We start from the raw sequence: 16,811 nt of genomic DNA, 5'->3' as shown, positions 1-16,811 counted from the left end.
CTATTCGCTCCGGCTCGCCAGCGCGTTCACGGCGGCGACCGTGATCGCGGAACCGCCAAGGCGGCCCTCGACCGTCAGCGCCGGCACCGGGGAAACGGCCATCAGCGCAGCCTTGGATTCGGCCGCGCCGACGAAGCCGACCGGACAGCCGATGATTGCCGCGGGCCGTGGGCAGTCCCGGTCCTCCAGCATGTTGAGGAGATGGAACAGCGCGGTCGGCGCATTGCCGATCGCCACGATCGCGCCGTCGAGATGCGGCCGCCACAGCTCCAGGGCCGCGGCCGAACGGGTGTTGCGCATGGACTGCGCGAGCGCGGGAACGGTCTCGTCGCCCAGCGTGCAGATGACGGCGTTGGCGGCGGGAAGCCGCGCCCGCGTAATTCCTTCAGAGACCATGCGCGCGTCGCACAGGATCGGTGCGCCCTTCTGCAAGGCCGCGCGTGCGGCGACCGCCATGCCTGATGTGAAGCGGATATGCGCTTCGAGGCCCACCATGCCGGCGGCATGGATCATCCGCACCACCACCTGCTCCTCGTCCGGCGTGAAGCGCGCAAGATCGGCTTCGGCCCGGATGGTGGCAAAGGACTGCCGGTAGATCGCCGCGCCGTCGGTCTCGTACGTGTGCGGCATCAGTGCCCTCCCATCAGGATGGAGGGATCTTTGACGATGTCGTCGCGATTCAGCCCGCGCAGGATGGGCTCATCGCGCGTCGACCCGGCGCGCACGAGATCGAAGCCTGCGCCGGTCGCGACCAGAGTGATGGCGGCGGGACCAGAATGGGCGCAGCCCTTGGCACAGCCGGAGACGTGTAGCCGTGCGGCCGCGCCGATGTTCGGCGCCAGGGCCGCGGCAAGGCCACGGGTATCGGCATACGCCTCGCCACAGCGTGGCGCACCGCTACAGGCGATGACGCGCAGCGCAGGGTCGTAGGCCTCGGTGATCAGGCCGGTCGCGTTCGGCATCACGCGCTTGCCTTCGCTCAAAACCATTCGCCACGGCGTCATGCGCAGCGCATGTCCGCAACCGGCGAACTGGTTGAGCGTTGCATGCGCCATCTGTCCGAAGGCGACCCCGACCATCGCACCTTGCGCATAGAGGCCGGGACGCGCCGCGGCCATGATCGGCGCCGGCTCGGCCTCGCCGCGCAATTCCGCCGGCAGGATTGCACCGGCCGCAAGATGCGCCGCCATCCGCCCTCGCCCGCCTCTCGCGCCGCCTGAGGTCACGAACCAGCCGGCGAATGCGAGCGCGGTGCTCACGGCCTCGCCACGGGCGACGGAGCGGCCGAGTTTGTCGCCATCAGCCCGCACCAGCAGTCCGCCGGAACGATCGCGCTCGATCCGCACGTCCGCGGAAGCGCCCGCCAGCACGCGTGAGGTGCCGTCATCGATGGCGAAGCCGAACTTGGTTGGAAGTTCGAGCCGGCTGTCGGCAAGCGCCTCCTCGAGTTCGGCGGCGAGCGATTGGGTCGCGTCGCCGCTACGCCAGAACGGCGTCACGAGGATGTTGCGACGGGATTCGGTCTCCGCATCCGGGTCGAGCAGCGCCAGTTGGGAGAGGCCATCGAGCAGCAGCCTGTGGCTGGTCTCGTTGACGCCCCTGATCTGGAGATTGGCCCGGCTGGTCACGTCGATCAGGCCATTGCCATGGCGTTCGGCGAGATGAGCCAGTCCGGAGATCTGCGCCGCGTCGAGCCGTCCGCCGAACGGACGCACGCGGACCACCAGCCCGTCGCCCGATTGCATCGGGCGCAGCGCGCCGGGACACCAGCCCTTGACCACGGAAGCACTCATGAGGCCTCCCGCAGCGCAGCCGCAATCGAGTTGCGGCGCGTTCGCCAGAGCGAGGCTTCATGCAGGCGCGTGAAACACGCTTCCATCGCGGCGAGTGCCGCCGGATTTTCGCGGGCCATGAAGGCGCGGACGTCGTCATGGCCGAGCGTCGCATCGTAGTAGAGGTCGAACAGATGCGGCGGCACGGCGCCGGCCAGATGCGCGAAGGCGGCCATGTGCTCGAGCGTCGCGGTGATCTCGGCCGCCCCGCGAAAACCGTGGCGCATCATGCCCCCGATCCAGGCCGGGTTGGCCGCGCGCGCGCGGACGACACGGGAGATTTCCTCGGTCAGCGTACGCGCATGCGGCTGCTCGGGGCGCGTCGCGTCGAGATGATAGAGCGATGGTCCTGCCGCGCCGAGATGTGCTGCGGCGGCCGCAATGCCGGCCTCATGCGCGGCATAGTCGGCCGCGAGCAGAAGATCGGTTTCCGGCAGATCCTGCACGTGAACAAAAGCATCGGCCGACAAAAGCCGCTTCTCGATGCCGGCGCGATCGGGCTTGACCTCGCCATCGGCCGAGAACGCCCATGACGATGCCGAGAGCCACGCTTCGCCGGCGGCTTCGCGCGTCTCGGGCGTGAAGGCGTCCGGGATTGCCGAGAGGCCCACGCCGTATTGCCCGGGACGCGGCGCGAACACGCGCGATGTGCGATGGCGATAGGGATTTTCGTCGCCCTCGTCCTCGCGGGCCGACAGCGCCTCGGCTGCCGCCTGGAACAATTGCGCAAGGCCTGAGAAGACGTCGCGAAACAGGCCCGAGACGCGCAGCGTGACGTCGATGCGGGGTCGGCCAAGCTCGGCGGGCGCGATGATGTCGTAGCCGGTCACACGGCCGGAAGCATGATCCCAGCGCGGTGCGAGGCCAGCCAGATGCAGCGCCATGGCAAACTCTTCGCCCGCGGTGCGCATCGTCGCCGAGCCCCAAAGATCGACGACAAGGCCCTTTGGCCAGTCGCCATGATCCTGCAAATGACGACGTAGCAGTTCTTCGGCGAGCTTGATGCCTTGCGCGTGCGCCGACGGCGTCGGCACCGCGCGTGGATCGACGGCAAAGAGATTGCGACCCGTCGGCAGCACGTCCTGACGGCCGCGATAGGGTGAGCCTGACGGCCCCGGCGCGACGCGCCGGCCCGCAAGCGCGGCCCGCAAAGCGTCGCGTTCCGCGTCGCCGCAGGCGCCGCGGCCGAACACGTGCAGGCCGTCGCCGAACTGGCTTTCCTTGAGATCGCAAACGAAACGGTCGATCCGCGGGATCGCTTCGGCCGGCGCGGCCGCTGCATCGAGGCCAAGATCGTCTTCGAGGCCGGCCGCGCGTGCCTCATCGCGGATCGCGGCGATCAGACGCTGGCGGCGGGCGGGATCGAGGCCATCGGCCGTCGAGTACTCGTCGAGGAGCTGTTCGAGCCTGCGCAGCCCGTCCGGCACCGCTGATGCGGCGAGCTGCGGCGGCAGATGGCCGATCGTGACGGCACCCAGGCGCCGCTTGGCCTGCGCGGCCTCGCCGGGATCGTTGACGATGAAGGGATAGATGACGGGCAAATCGCCGACCAGGGCTTCCGGCCAGCACGCCTGCGACAGCGCCACGGATTTTCCGGGCAGCCATTCCAGCGTGCCGTGCGCGCCCATGTGCACGACGGCATCACAGCCCTGCTCGCGGAGCCAGAGATAGAACGCGACATAGGCATGGCGCGGCGTGCGGGCGAGATCGTGATAGTCGGCATCGCGCGCGGTCGCATCGCCACGCTCCGGCTGAACCGCGATGATCGACCGGCCGCATTGAATCGCAGCGAAATGGAACGCGCCGTCGCGACAACCCGGATCGGTCTCCAGCGCGCCCCAGGCTTGCGCGAGATCATCCTGCAACACTTGCGGAAGGCGCGACAGTGCAGCACGGTAATCGGCGACGCTCCAGCTCAAGGTCTGCTTGAGCAGCGTCTCACCGAGCGCATGGACCGGATCGAGATCGAAGCCGGCCTCCGCGAGATCGGACACCAGGGCCTCGACCGACGCCAGCGCATCGAGACCCACCGCGTGCGCGATCTGATGCGGACGGCCCGGATAGTTGGAGAGCACGAGTGCCATCCGCTTGTCAGCGGCCGGCGTCTCCGCAAGACGCCGCCAGGCCGCAACGCGCGCGGCCACGGCCTTCACGCGCTCCTCGTCGGGCTTGTGTGCCAGATGCGAAAATTGCAAATCGGGATCGCGCATCGCGGCAGACTTGAAGCTCACCACGCCCGCGAACAGGCGGCCGTCGACCTCGGGCAGCACCACATGCATCGCGAGGTCGCCGGGCGACAGGCCGCGGAGCGAGCTCGCCCAGTCCTCGCGGCGGGCCGTGGAGAGCGCGACCTGGAACACGGGGCAGGATGCGGCATCGAACGGCGTCGTGCCGTCGTCGCCCATCGCCGAGAACGCCGTCGCATTGACGATCGCGGCCGCAGGATTTTGCGCAAGATGCACCCGCAACCAATCCGCGACCCCCGCGGCTTTCAGCGAGGTGACGAACACACCAAACACGTCGAATCCCTTCTCGCGCAATGCGGCGATCAGGGCATCGACCGGGCCGGTGTCGGCAGCGGTGAGATAGGAGCGATAGAAGGTCACGAGCGCGCGCGGCCTGCCCTCACCCGACGTCGGCGCGGCGACGACGCCGCGCGCGGGGTCGTAAAAGCCCATCTCGGGCACTGTCATCTCGCCGATAACTGGCCCCGCATAGAGTCCGGAGGCCAGCGCAAGCTGCGCGATCGCGGCTTGCGATGGGACGGGGCCGCCGGTGTCGCAGAGCACCTTGAGCCGCCGCAACGTCGAGACCGGCAGGGTCGAATACGCGTCCAGCCGCGTATCGTCGCGGCCGTCGGCCGGCAGCACGGCCAGCACGATGCCGCGCTCCTTCGCCAGCTGCTGCAGGGCCGCGAGCCCATACGGCCAATAGGATTCCCCGCCGATCAAACGCACGAGAATGCCGCGCGCGTGCGCAAGCGTGCGTTCGACATAGGTGTCGACCGAGAGCGGATGACGAAGTTCTGCGAGATTGACGAGCCGCAGCGACGGCAGGCTGTCGCGGCCACGGCGCCAGCCGGCCGCGAACGCGGCAAGATCGGAATCCGAATACGAGAGCACCACGAGATCGGCCGGGTCCTGGCCAATGTCTCTTGGTATCGCGGTCTCCTCGAGACCGCGGCTCTCGCGGAAGACGACGTGCATCAGATACCGGATCCTGAAAGACCGAGTCCCGCCTTGATCGCGGCCTCGTCGATATCGCCGTGCTCGCCGATCACGACCAGCTTTGACTGCCTCGCACCCGCGCCCCAGGGCTTGTCGAACTGGTGGCGCACGCGCTCGCCGACCGCTTGCAGCAAGAGGCGCATCGGCTTGCCTTGCACCGCGATGTAACCCTTGACGCGCAGCACATTCTGCTCGCGCGCCAGACGCTGAACGGATGCAACCAGCGCTTCGATATCGGTGACCTCAGGAAGATCGATCACGACGGACGCAAAATCGTCGTGCTCGTGATCCTCTTCGCCGTCGTGATGCGAGGGACGCGCGGCGAGATCGTTCTCGGCGGCAGCACCGAGGCCGAGGATGAGGCGCGCGTCGATCGCGCCGTCGGTGATCGCCAGCATCGGCACGCGGCGCGACATCTCGGCGGTGATCGCCGCCTTGGTTGCTTCGAGGCCTGCCGCGCCCGCAAGATCGGCCTTGGTCAGCAGCACGATGTCGGCGCAGGCGATCTGGTCCTCAAACACTTCCGACAGTGGCGTCTCATGGTCGAGATTGCCGTCCGCCGCGCGCTGCGCTTCGACGGCGTCAGGGTCGGGCGCAAAACGGCCGGCGGCGACAGCTTCGGCGTCGGCCAGCGCGATCACGCCGTCGACCGTGATGCGCGAACGGATCTCCGGCCAATCGAACGCCTTGAGCAACGGCTTGGGCAGCGCCAGGCCCGAGGTCTCGATCAGGATGTGATCGGGCTTGACGGCCCGCGACAGCAGCTTCTCCATGGTCGGAATAAAATCGTCGGCGACGGTGCAGCAGATGCAGCCATTGGCGAGCTCGATGATGTTCTCTTCCGGGCAATTCGCATCGGCGCAGGATTTCAGAATCTCGCCATCGACGCCCTCGCTGCCGAACTCGTTGACGAGCACCGCGAGCTTCTTGCCGTTGGCATTGGAAAGCAGATGCTGGATCAGCGTGGTCTTGCCGGAGCCGAGAAAGCCCGTGACGACCGTGACCGGGACTTTTGCGAGCGAATTCATTCGGCGGCCTCCGGCACGACGGCCAAGGGGGAAATGGGGGGAATGCGGGCAAGCGATTGCTTGCGGAATATCTCCGGGCGGCTGCGCCAGGGCACGAGGCCGTCGGGCGCGGCCGCATAGGCCGCGGCGCCCGCGACCACATCGCTCGCATTCGCATCCGACAGACGGCCATAGACATAGGACCAGCGGCCGGGCGCGCTGAGCGCGACGGAGCAACCCTGGTTGCATGCAGACAGGCATTCGACGGGAACCACGCTGACGCCGTCGGGCACGCCGGCCTCGAGGATCGCGCCATGCAGGCGCTTGCCGGGCGTCGTCTCGCCTTCGCCAAGTGTCTGGCCGGCGCGGCAGGTAATGCAGACATGAAGTGTGACGGTCATCGCTTCTTCCAGAATAAACAGCGGGAAGCGATGAGGCCCACGAACCGTTCTTGCGAAGGCCCGTTTCCCCGTCGCGGAACACCCCGTCCGCCGGTCCAAAATCGTCCGCGTTGGCAGGTCTCCCGGCTTGCGGAGCAGGGTTTCCCCTTCGATCCCCGCCTTCCCGATCCCCTAGGGGTCAGTGGCTTCGGGCATCTCTCCGGTCACGGTCGCGGGGGCGGCTGCATTTTGGAACCAAATCTTGCCGATTCGGACCCTATCGCATTCCCTCTTCGCCTGTCGTAGGACAGGAACCAACGCCGGGCCACCATTTGCCCCCGACCGCCTCTTGTCAAGCCGAAGGACCCCGTCCGATGACGCCCGAACCGGATACCCAGACGGCCGACGAAACCGACGCCCGTCACGCCTCGAAAATGGCGAAGAAGAAGGTCGCCCGCGACAAGATCATGGCGACCAAGAGCGGCGAAAAGGGCCTGATCATCGTCCACACCGGCGCCGGCAAGGGCAAGTCCTCCTCGGCCTTCGGCATGATCGTCCGCTGCGTCGCCCATGGCTTCCCCTGCGCGGTCGTGCAGTTCATCAAGGGCGCCTGGGACACCGGCGAGCGCCGCATGCTGACCGGCCATTTCGGCGACCTCTGCCAATTCCACGCCATGGGCGAGGGTTTTACCTGGGAGACGCAGGACCGCGCCCGCGACATCGCCGCCGCGCGCGCCGGCTGGGAGAAGGCCAAGGAGCTGATCCTCGACCAGAATCTCCGCATGGTCGTGCTCGATGAGATCAACATCGCGCTGCGCTACGACTATCTCGACATCGCCGAAGTTGTCGATTTCCTGGTGACCTCAAAGCCGCCGATGACGCATGTCGTGCTCACCGGCCGCAACGCCAAGGACGAGCTGATCGAGATCGCCGATCTCGTCACCGAGATGACGCTGGTCAAGCATCCGTTCCGCTCCGGCATCAAGGCGCAAGCCGGCGTCGAGTTCTAAGAAACTCGCGATGGCGCGCGCATTGATGATCCAGGGAGCCGGCTCGGACGTGGGCAAGTCGCTCATCGTTGCCGGCCTCGCACGCGCCTTTGTGCGACGCGGCCTGCGCGTGGTCCCGTTCAAGCCGCAGAACATGTCGAACAATGCAGCCGTCACCGTTGACGGCGGCGAGATCGGCCGCGCCCAGGCACTCCAGGCGCTCGCCGCCGGCGTCGAGCCGCACACCGACATGAACCCGGTGCTGCTCAAGCCCGAGACCGATGTCGGCGCGCAGGTGATCGTGCAAGGAAAACGCATCGCGACCGCGCGTGCGCGTGAATATGCGGCGATGAAACCGTCATTGATGGGCGCCGTGCTGGAGAGCTTCGAGCGGCTGAAGGCGCGCGCCGATCTCGTTCTGGTGGAGGGTGCCGGCAGTCCGGCCGAAGTGAACCTGCGCAAGGCCGACATCGCCAATATGGGTTTTGCGCGCAAGGCCGACGTGCCGGTCGTGCTGGTTGGCGACATCAACCGCGGCGGTGTCATCGCGCAACTCGTCGGCATCAAGACGGTGATCGACCCGGACGATGCCGCGATGATCCAGGGATTTGTCATCAACAAGTTCCGCGGCGATCCCACATTGTTCGACGACGGCTACAGACTGATCGAAGAAAAGACCGCATGGCGCGGCCTCGGCGTGCTGCCCTGGTTCGCGCGCGCCGGCGAGCTGCCGGCCGAGGATGCGCTGGGCCTGAGCGATGCGCGCAAACCGGGCCAATGCAAGATCGCCTGTCTCGCGCTGTCGCGAATCGCCAATTTCGACGATCTCGATCCGCTCAAGCTCGAGCCTGGCGTCGATCTCGTGATGGTGCGGCCGGGCGAGGCCATTCCCGGCGACGTGCGCCTCGTCATCATTCCCGGCTCGAAATCCACTCGTGGCGACCTCGCCTTTCTGCGCGCGCAGGGCTGGGACATCGATCTCCTGGCGCATTACCGCAGAGGCGGCCATGTGCTCGGCCTCTGCGGCGGCTATCAGATGCTCGGACGCAGCGTCGCTGATCCCGAGGGGATCGAGGGCCCCGCCGGCGACACACCGGGTCTCGGACTTCTGGATGTGGAAACGGTGATGAGCTCGGAGAAGACGTTGACACGCGTCGCGGCGCTGCATGCCGCCACCAATCAGCCGATCGAGGCTTATGAAATCCACATCGGCCGCACTGATGGGCCGGATCGCGCGCGGCCATTCGCAAGGCTGAATGGCGAACCGGAAGGCGCGATCTCGGGCGACGGACGCGTGCAGGGCAGCTATCTGCACGGCCTGTTCACGTCGGATGATTTCCGCAAGGCCTTTTTGGCGAAGCTCGACATTCCCGCCGGCGACGAGCCCTATCACGCCAGGGTCGAGAGTGCGCTCGACGCGCTCGCCGATCACATCGAGCGACATCTCGACGTCGGCGGCCTGCTCGCGCTAGCGCGCTAGAGCCTCGGCCAGGCGCGACCATTCGGGTTCGCCGCCCGGAAGCCCGAGGCGCAGCCATGTCGGCTCCCGCGCGAATACGCGCGACCAGATATGGCGACGCGCCAGCTTCTCCTGCGCGGCAAGGGCGTCGGGCGTCTCGTAGAGACGAAACAGCTGCGTCCCGCCAACGAGCGTCCAGCCTTGCGACTGAACAATGCGATCGAGGCGACCGCAGTCTCGCGCGAGCCGCGCGGAGGTGGCCTCGGCCCAGGCATCGTCACCCAAAGCGCGGCAACCGATCGCGATTGCCGCTCCCGAGACCGGCCAAGGTCCCGACATCGCCGCAAGCCTAGCGATATCGGACGAATTGCCGAGCGCGAAACCGAGCCGCAGGCCGGCAAGGCCGTAAAACTTTCCGAAGGAGCGCAGGATCAGCAGCCCCGGCCGATCCTCGGATGCAAGCGATAGCTGCGGGGCCACATCGGCAAAACTCTCGTCGACGACGAGACGGCCGACGCGCGGCAGCAGCGCCAGCAAATCCTTTGGCGTATGACATCGGCCGTCGGGATTGTTGGGATTGACGACAATGGCGAGGTCGGCGCCCGCGAGCGCGTCGAGCGCGCTGACCTCTTCCACCTCCCAGCCCGCGGCCGAGAGCACACCCGCATATTCGTTGTAGGTCGGCGCGAGGATGCGCGCGCGGCCGGGCGGCGCAAGTTGCGGCAGCAGTTGAATCGCCGCCTGTGCGCCGCCAAGCGCGACAACCGCCGCGCTCGTGCGGTAAGCGTGCCGCGCCGCCTGATGCAGCGCCTCGATCTCGGCGCGCGACGGCAACGCGCTCCACGCGCGCGAACTCACCTCGCCCACGGGATAAGGCAGGCGGTTGATACCGGTCGACAGATCGATCCAGTCCTCCGCGCGACCGCCGAAGCGCTGCTGGGCCTGATCGAGATTTCCACCGTGCTCGCGCATGCGCTGTTCTTTCACGCGAAGGCCAGGATCGCAAGGATGCCGGCGAGCAGCAGCATGGTGCGGCGGTAAACCGTCAAGCCTCGATCGATGTCGGCGGCAAGCGGATCGCGCGCAGCTTCATTCAGCCATGGCTCGTTCGTGATGCTGCCGTGATAGATCCGCGGACCGCTGAGCCGCACGCCGAGTGCTCCCGCCATGGCTGCTTCCGGCCAGCCGGCATTGGGCGAACGGTGACGACGTGCATCCCGCGTCATGCACGACAGCGCCTCTGATCGCCGGGGCGCCAGCAGCACGAACAGAAATCCGGTCAGCCGCGCCGGAATGAAATTGGCGACATCGTCGATGCGCGCCGCGGCCCAGCCGAAGGCTTCGTGGCGTTCAGAGCGATGGCCGATCATGGAGTCCAGCGTGTTGATCGCCTTGTAGCCCAAAATGCCGGGCAGACCGAACAGCGCGCCCCAGAACACCGGTGCGACGATGCCGTCGGACGCATTCTCGGCGAGGCTCTCGATTGCAGCGCGCGCGATCCCGGCCTCGTCGAGCGCGGCGGGATCGCGGCCAACGATGCGCGAGACCGCGTCTCGGGCGGCGGCGATGTCACCGGCCCGCATGGGATTTGCGACGGCAGCAACGTGGTCGTGCAACGAGCGCAAGGCGATCAGCGGCCAGGCCAGAACCCCGACCAGCACGAGCTGGATCAATCCCAAGGGAAGCAGAGACTGCAGCACCCAGCCGAGCGCGACAGCGAGCGCGATCACGACGAGTGCTCCGGCAAGACCCGCGGCGCGGCGAAATGCCGGCGGATCGGACGGTCGATTCCACGAGGTGTCGATGGCAGAGATCAGCCCGCCCAGCCAGGTGACGGGATGGCCGATCCGCGCGAACAACCACAACGGCCAGCCCAACAGGGCATCCACCACCATCGCCACCGCCATCGCACCCGCAAAACCCACACCCGCCTCCTGTCCCGCCCCTGTTGCGCAAACGACGGCCGGAGCGCAAGCCCCCGGCTGGCGGATTTCGGCTTTGTTTTTGGCCGCGTTTGGTGATTAGTCAGACCCACAGGAGATTTTTATGGCCGTCATCTTGATCACGGGCGGAGCGCGATCGGGCAAGAGCGCCCATGCGGAAAAACGCGCACGCAGCTTTCCGGGCCGACCCGTCTACATCGCGACGGCCGAGGCGCTCGACGCGGAAATGGAAGCACGCATCGAAAAGCATCGCAGACGCCGCTCAACCGATTGGATCGAGCGGGAGGTACCGCTCGATCTTCTGCAGGCGCTGATCGAGACCGATGGCGGCGGGCCTAGACTGGTGGACTGCCTGACCCTGTGGCTCTCCAACATGATGCATGCGCAGCGCAACTGGGATCACGAAGTCATGAAGCTCGCCCTCTTCCTGCGCGGCCAGGAGAGCCCCGTCGTCTTCGTCACCAACGAAGTCGGCCTCGGCATCGTCCCCGACAATGCGCTGGCGCGGAGCTTCCGCGACGCCGCCGGCTTCATGAACCAGGCCATCGCGGCCGTTGCGGACGAGGCCGAGTTCGTCGTCGCCGGCCTGCCGATGAAACTGAAATGATGCCGCGCGACCAATTTTTGCGAGACGTCATCGCCGATCTCAGGATGGCGGCATCGTTCGTGACAATCCTCCCCGTCGCATTGTCGAAGCCCGCAGCTGACGGCGCCGTCGCACGCGCGACCTGGGCTCTTCCAGTCGCGGGACTGCTGGTCGGCCTTGCCGGCGCCTTGGTCTACAAGGTCGCGAGCCTGTTGGGTCTGTCGCCGAACCTGGCCGCCCTGCTCGCGCTGGCCGCGACCGCCCTCGTCACCGGCGCGCTGCACGAGGACGGCCTTGCCGATACCGCCGACGGGCTCGGCGGCGGCCGCACCCGCGAGCGCAAGCTCGAGATCATGCGCGACAGCCGGATCGGCACCTATGGCCTCTGCGCGCTGATCCTGTCGTTCGGCCTGCGCTGGAGCGCGCTCGCGACGATCGCCAATCCGTGGGCCGTCGCGCTCGCACTGTGCGCTGCGCACACTGCGGCCCGCGCGGGCTTGCCGGCCTTCATGTCGCAGGTCGCGCCTGCGCGACCTGACGGCCTGTCGGCGAGTGCGGGATCACCGCCGGGCCGCAGCGTTGCGATCGCATTCGCTGTTGGAATCCTCGCGCTCGTGCTCGCGCTTGGGCCGGGCAAGGCGCTGGTGAGCCTGATCCTGCTCGCCCTCTCCGGCCTGATGCTGGCGCGACTTGCCATCCGCCAGATCGGCGGGCAGACCGGCGACATCCTTGGCGCGTTCGAGCAGACCGGCGAGATCCTGATCCTGCTGGTTGCCGCAGCTGTCCAGATCGGAGGCTGACGTGATGGTCGAGTTCGACGACACCTTTCGCCAGCACTTGCGCGAGCTGTTCGTGTGGCGCCGCGACGTGCGCCGCTTTCGCGCCGATCCGTTGCCGGACGGCGCCATCGATCGCCTGATCGAGACGGCCTGTCTCTCGCCCTCGGTCGGCCTCAGCCAGCCCTGGCGCTTCGTCATCGTCGATGACGCCGCACGGCGTCGCGCCGTGATCGACGACTTCAAAGCGTGCAACGCGGACGCGCTGAATTCCTATGCCGGTGAGCGCGCAGCACGCTATGCCACGCTGAAACTCTCGGGTCTCGAACAGGCCCCGGGCCACCTCGCCGTATTCGCGGACAAGGCCAGCGACACCGGTCACGGCCTCGGCCGCGCGACGATGCCGGAGACGACGGAATATTCCGTGGTTGCGGCGATCACCGCGATGTGGCTCGCCGCGCGCGCCGAGGGCATCGGGCTTGGCTGGGTATCGATCCTCCATCCGGATCGCATCCACGCCATTCTCGACGTGCCCGACACCTGGAAATTCATCGCCTATCTCTGTATCGGCTATCCGGAAGTCGAATGCGACCGGCCCGAGCTGGAACAGGCGAAGTGGGAGCAGCGGCGGGGGGCAGAGGAATTCACGCTGCAGCGTTAATCAGGCCACGCCGGATATCCATCTTCCGTGTTGCGAGCGACTGCCGACGTAGGAATACGGTATCGGACTGCCAAACGCTACGAATGAGCAGTCACAAGCGCATTTTTTCGTCAATTGTGGATGCCGGCCGTTCGCGCTAAGCATGCGCCTGGGGCTAGCCACCATGCAAAGAATGTCATGACCGAACGGCCTTCCGCTCTCGCGGTCGATCGCCGCGGGTTCATTCGTCTTGCCAGCACGACCGCCGCGGGGTGGCTGGCGCTCGGCGCAACATCTGATCGCGTGCGGGTCGTGGGATCGCTGACGGCGTTGCCGCTCGACGACGAGCTGACCAGAAGGAGCATGATCGACAGCCCGACGTCCCGCCTGGGTGGCCTCATCGTGGGCTTGAGGCAGCGAGGCTGGGTCGAAGGCGTCAATTTCCGCCTCGAGCTCCGATCGACCTTCGGCGCGCCGGATCGGCTGAAGACCGCGGTTCAGGAATTGCTGGCGCTCAAGCCGGATGTGATCCTGACCGGCTCGACGGTCGAAACCGCGGCCGTCCTGGAAGCCACAAAAACCATCCCGATCGTGTTCGCGACCGCCAACGATCCCGTCGGCAACGGCTTCGTCGAAAGCCTTGCTCATCCCGGCGGCAACGTGACCGGCTTCACCAACAGCACCGCCGAGATGGGCGGCAAATGGCTTCAGCTCATCCGGGAGGCCGTGCCGGATCTTGCGCGCGTCGGTATCCTGTACAACCCGGCGACCACTCCTCGCGGCGGCCGTTTCTTCCTCGATTCCATCGAGCAAGAGGCAGCACTGGCCGGCGTGTCCGTGATCCCCGCCCCCGTCAGCGCGCCAACGGAGATCGACGAAGCCGTCAGGCCCTTTTCCGCTCCCCCCAAGGCGGCAATGATTGCGCTGGTCGACAGCTTCCTGGTGGTCCACCGGCAGGCGGCGGTGGCGGCGGCGGCCAAATATCGCGTCCCTGCGATTTACCCGTTCTATTATTTCATGGATGCGGGCGGGCTGATGAGCTACGGGCCGACGCTCGAAGTGCGCTCGGCCGACTATGTCGATCTCATCCTGCGCGGTACCAAGGCCGGAGATCTGCCGGTGCAATCGCCGCGAAAATACGAGCTCCTGATCAACCGCACGGTCGCTCGCACGCTGGATTTGACGATACCATTCACACTGCTCGCGCGCGCCGACGAGATTCGCGAGTGAACGAGACGATCGATCAGGGAGATTTGCGGCCACCTCCCGGCCGGCTGTTCCGCAAATACCTCTACTCGATCGTCGCGCTCGCTTTTGCCGCGCTCGCCATCAACACCGGCTTCGACGTCTGGTTCTCCTATCGCGAGCAGAAGCAACTCCTGGCGGCGACCCAGCGCGAGCAGGCAGCAAGCGCCGCCCTCCAGATCGGCCAGTTCATTGGCCAGATCGAAAACCAGATCAGATGGCTCTCGCGCCTGCCCCCGGAGCTGTCCACGAACGAGGACCAGCGCCTGAACGCCATCCGCCTCCTGCGCCTCTCGCCTGCGATTGCGGACATCGCCGAGCTCGACGCCCAAGGCCGCGAGCAGGTGCGCGTGTCGCGCCGTGTCGCGGACAGGATCGGCAGCAAGACCGACCTCTCCGCCTCGCAGGCCTTCCGCGGCGCCAACGAAAGCCGCGCATATTACGGGCCTGTCTACTTCCTCGGCGACACCGAGCCGTTCATGACGCTCGCCACGCGCGGAACGGGCCTGGCGCCGGATGTGATTGTCGCCGAGGTCAATCTTCGCTTCATCTGGGACCTCGTCGCCGGAATCAGGGTCGGCAACACCGGCAAGGCCTATGTGGTCGATCGCATGGGTATCCTGATCGCGCATCCCGATTTGTGGCGGGCGCTGCGCCGCAGCGATCTCTCCGGCCATCCCGACGTCCGGGCCGCGCTCGATGGCATCGGGCCCCCCTCCGGCGGCCTGGTCAAGGAGGATCTGTCCGGTCAACGCGTGCTGTCGACCTATGCGACGGTCCCCTCGCTGGGCTGGCTGGTGTTTGTCGAGCTGCCGCTCACCGAAGCCTATGCGCCGATATATGCGTCGATCGGGCGCTCGACTTTCCTCCTGGTCATCCTGCTGGCATGTGCGGTGCTGGTCTCTCTCTTTCTGAGCCGGCGCATGACCGTGCCGATCCAGATCCTCACGCAGGGCGCGCGGCGGATCGGCAGCGGCGACCTCGGGCTGCGGCTCGCGATCAAGACCGGTGACGAGCTCGAGGCGCTCGGCGATCAGTTCAACCGGATGGCCGCTCACTTGCGCGAATCCTATGCGACGCTCGAGCGTAAGGTGATCGAACGCACCTCCGAGCTGGAAAAGACCCGCGACCAGGCCCTTGCCGAGCACGATGCCGCCGAGCGCGCGCGCAGCGCAGCGGTCGCGGCCAACGAGACCAAATCGCGCTTTCTCGCGGTCGTCAGCCACGAGCTGCGCACGCCGCTGAACGGCGTCATGGGCGTGCTGCAACTGCTCGACGACGGCAGCCTCGGCGAAGCGCAGCGGCGCCACCTTACGACCGCGGCCGCATCGGGCGAAACACTGATCGCGCTGGTCGACGGCATCCTCGAATACGCGCGCCTGGAGGCCAGCGCCGAGACTCTGGAGACCCGCGATTTCCGCCTCGACCAGCTCATCGAGACGGCGGCCGATCTGATGCGTCCGCAGGCCTCTCACAAGGGCCTCTCCTTCGATCTCGCCTGCGATGCGACGGTCAATACCTCCGTGCACGGCGATCCGGTGCGGCTCAATCGCATCCTGCTCAATCTGATCGGTAACGCGATCAAATTCACCCCGCGGGGCGGCATCGGCTTGAGCGCGGCCGCCGAGAGACATGACGGTCATGTGCTGCTGCGCATCACTGTGCGCGATACCGGCATCGGCATCGCGCGCGACATGCACGAGCGGATTTTCGAGGATTTCGTCCAGGCTGACGACAGCATCGCGCGGCGGTTCGGCGGCACCGGCCTTGGACTGGCGATCGCGCGGCGGCTCACCCGCCTGATGGGCGGCGAGCTGACGGTGGCGAGCACGCCCGGTAGCGGCAGCTCGTTCATGTTTGAGGTACCGCTTGGCCTCGCCACGAGCGGCATCGCGCAAGGCGCGGTTCAGCCGCCATCGCGGCAGCTTCGCGTGCTGCTGGTCGACGACGATCCCGTCAATTGCGAGGTTGGTGAAGCGATGCTCGAGAGGCTCGGCCACCGCGCCACCATCGCCACGAACGGCGCGTCGGCCATCGCGCTCGCCCGCGATCAGGCGTTCGACATCATCCTGATGGATCTGCACATGCCCGACGTCGACGGCGTCGAGGCGGCATCGCGGATCCGCAAGCTCGGTCTGCCGACCATGCCGCGCATCATCGCGGTAACCGCGGACATGTCGGGCCGCGCCCGCGAGCGGCTCGCGGGGGCAGGCATTGCCAGGATCGTCAGCAAGCCGATCCTGATCAATGCGCTGCGCGAGGCGATCGAGGACGATGCCCAGAACCAGCCGGCCGCGCCGCAACTCGCCGCAGGCGCATTGATCGACCGGCATTTCCTTGACGACCAGAAGGAGCTGCTGGGCGCGGCGCAGATCGCAAAACTCCACGACCTGCTGGAACAGACCAGCGAAAAGCTGGTCGAGGAGATCGCCAAGGCAGCAGTGATTGGCGATCCCGCGCAGCTCGCACGCTGCGCGCATCAACTCGGCAGCGGCGCGAGTGCGCTCGGCCTCGTCCGCCTGTTCGAGCGCTGCCGCGAGGTCGAGCTGGCAGCAGCCTCGATGTCCTCTCCCGAATCCCAGAGCGCCGCCCGCGAGCTCGCCGCGCTTCGAGAGGCCTCGATGAGCGCGCTGGACGATCTGCTTCGGCCAGCCTAAGAGCGTTCGGTCACTGGACTGAAATACAAGATGATCGGAGGCGCCGGTGCGCGCAAGATATCTCGCCATT

The 16,811-nt window shown here is 66.9% G+C and carries 14 protein-coding genes and 1 riboswitch; of the genes, 7 read left to right on the top strand and 7 right to left on the bottom strand.

Features of this window, described 5'->3' with window-relative positions; all coding sequences use genetic code 11:
- Genes IVB42_RS34835 through IVB42_RS34815 form a run of 5 tightly spaced genes read right to left on the bottom strand, consistent with a single transcriptional unit; the run spans position 1 to position 6,467 of the window.
- On the bottom strand, positions 1 to 630 hold the full coding sequence (locus IVB42_RS34835; protein ID WP_018458662.1) for a precorrin-8X methylmutase: 630 nt from the start codon (positions 628 to 630) through the stop codon (positions 1 to 3).
- Positions 630 to 1,793, bottom strand: a complete 1,164-nt coding sequence (gene cobG, locus IVB42_RS34830) for a precorrin-3B synthase (protein ID WP_247393812.1) — start codon at positions 1,791 to 1,793, stop codon at positions 630 to 632. The genes IVB42_RS34835 and cobG overlap by 1 nt, the downstream gene beginning before the upstream one ends.
- Positions 1,790 to 5,038: a cobaltochelatase subunit CobN gene (gene cobN / locus IVB42_RS34825; protein ID WP_247393816.1), complete on the bottom strand. Its 3,249-nt coding sequence runs from the start codon at positions 5,036 to 5,038 to the stop codon at positions 1,790 to 1,792. Before cobN ends, cobG begins: the two co-directional genes overlap by 4 nt.
- Positions 5,038 to 6,087 (bottom strand): cobalamin biosynthesis protein CobW, encoded by a 1,050-nt coding sequence (gene cobW, locus IVB42_RS34820; RefSeq protein ID WP_247393819.1) that lies wholly within the window; start codon positions 6,085 to 6,087, stop codon positions 5,038 to 5,040. The genes cobN and cobW overlap by 1 nt, the downstream gene beginning before the upstream one ends.
- Positions 6,084 to 6,467 (bottom strand): DUF1636 domain-containing protein, encoded by a 384-nt coding sequence (locus IVB42_RS34815; RefSeq protein ID WP_085395474.1) that lies wholly within the window; start codon positions 6,465 to 6,467, stop codon positions 6,084 to 6,086. Before IVB42_RS34815 ends, cobW begins: the two co-directional genes overlap by 4 nt.
- Before the next feature lie 94 nt (positions 6,468 to 6,561).
- Positions 6,562 to 6,780, bottom strand: a riboswitch (cobalamin riboswitch).
- Positions 6,781 to 6,820: 40 nt separating this feature from the next.
- Here IVB42_RS34815 and cobO point away from each other — a divergent pair.
- Both cobO and IVB42_RS34805 read left to right on the top strand, forming a co-directional pair.
- Entirely contained in the window at positions 6,821 to 7,456 is a 636-nt protein-coding gene (gene cobO, locus IVB42_RS34810) for a cob(I)yrinic acid a,c-diamide adenosyltransferase (RefSeq protein ID WP_085352366.1), read from the top strand.
- Positions 7,457 to 7,466: 10 nt separating this feature from the next.
- Positions 7,467 to 8,915, top strand: a complete 1,449-nt coding sequence (locus IVB42_RS34805; RefSeq protein WP_247471916.1) for a cobyric acid synthase — start codon at positions 7,467 to 7,469, stop codon at positions 8,913 to 8,915.
- Here the strand turns inward: IVB42_RS34805 and cobD are convergent.
- Together cobD and cbiB are read right to left on the bottom strand one after the other, a co-directional pair.
- Entirely contained in the window at positions 8,904 to 9,866 is a 963-nt protein-coding gene (gene cobD / locus IVB42_RS34800; RefSeq protein WP_018458655.1) for a threonine-phosphate decarboxylase CobD, read from the bottom strand. The two genes, IVB42_RS34805 and cobD, sit on opposite strands and share 12 nt — an antisense overlap.
- Positions 9,867 to 9,877: 11 nt before the next feature.
- Positions 9,878 to 10,819 (bottom strand): adenosylcobinamide-phosphate synthase CbiB, encoded by a 942-nt coding sequence (gene cbiB / locus IVB42_RS34795; RefSeq protein ID WP_247393825.1) that lies wholly within the window; start codon positions 10,817 to 10,819, stop codon positions 9,878 to 9,880.
- Between the two features lie 121 nt (positions 10,820 to 10,940).
- Here cbiB and cobU point away from each other — a divergent pair, with 121 nt between their 5' ends.
- The 5 genes from cobU (at position 10,941) to IVB42_RS34770 (ending at position 16,741) form a co-directional block, all read left to right on the top strand.
- Complete coding sequence (gene cobU / locus IVB42_RS34790) at positions 10,941 to 11,444, top strand: bifunctional adenosylcobinamide kinase/adenosylcobinamide-phosphate guanylyltransferase (protein WP_247393829.1); 504 nt, start codon at positions 10,941 to 10,943, stop codon at positions 11,442 to 11,444.
- A complete protein-coding gene (gene cobS, locus IVB42_RS34785) occupies positions 11,441 to 12,223 on the top strand; it encodes an adenosylcobinamide-GDP ribazoletransferase (protein WP_085395480.1) in 783 nt (260 codons plus the stop codon). Before cobU ends, cobS begins: the two co-directional genes overlap by 4 nt.
- Positions 12,224 to 12,227: 4 nt before the next feature.
- Positions 12,228 to 12,860 carry a 5,6-dimethylbenzimidazole synthase gene (gene bluB / locus IVB42_RS34780; protein WP_026233630.1) on the top strand — a complete coding sequence of 211 codons (633 nt, stop codon included), beginning with the start codon at positions 12,228 to 12,230 and terminating at the stop codon, positions 12,858 to 12,860.
- A gap of 177 nt (positions 12,861 to 13,037) precedes the next feature.
- Positions 13,038 to 14,069, top strand: a complete 1,032-nt coding sequence (locus tag IVB42_RS34775; protein WP_204510761.1) for an ABC transporter substrate-binding protein — start codon at positions 13,038 to 13,040, stop codon at positions 14,067 to 14,069.
- Positions 14,066 to 16,741 (top strand): hybrid sensor histidine kinase/response regulator, encoded by a 2,676-nt coding sequence (locus IVB42_RS34770; RefSeq protein ID WP_247393831.1) that lies wholly within the window; start codon positions 14,066 to 14,068, stop codon positions 16,739 to 16,741. The genes IVB42_RS34775 and IVB42_RS34770 overlap by 4 nt, the downstream gene beginning before the upstream one ends.
- Positions 16,742 to 16,811 lie beyond the last annotated feature (70 nt).

The organism is Bradyrhizobium sp. 45 (genome assembly GCF_023073155.1).
GTDB lineage: Bacteria > Pseudomonadota > Alphaproteobacteria > Rhizobiales > Xanthobacteraceae > Bradyrhizobium > Bradyrhizobium canariense_D.
This window is presented reverse-complemented; position numbering and strand designations above follow the sequence as displayed.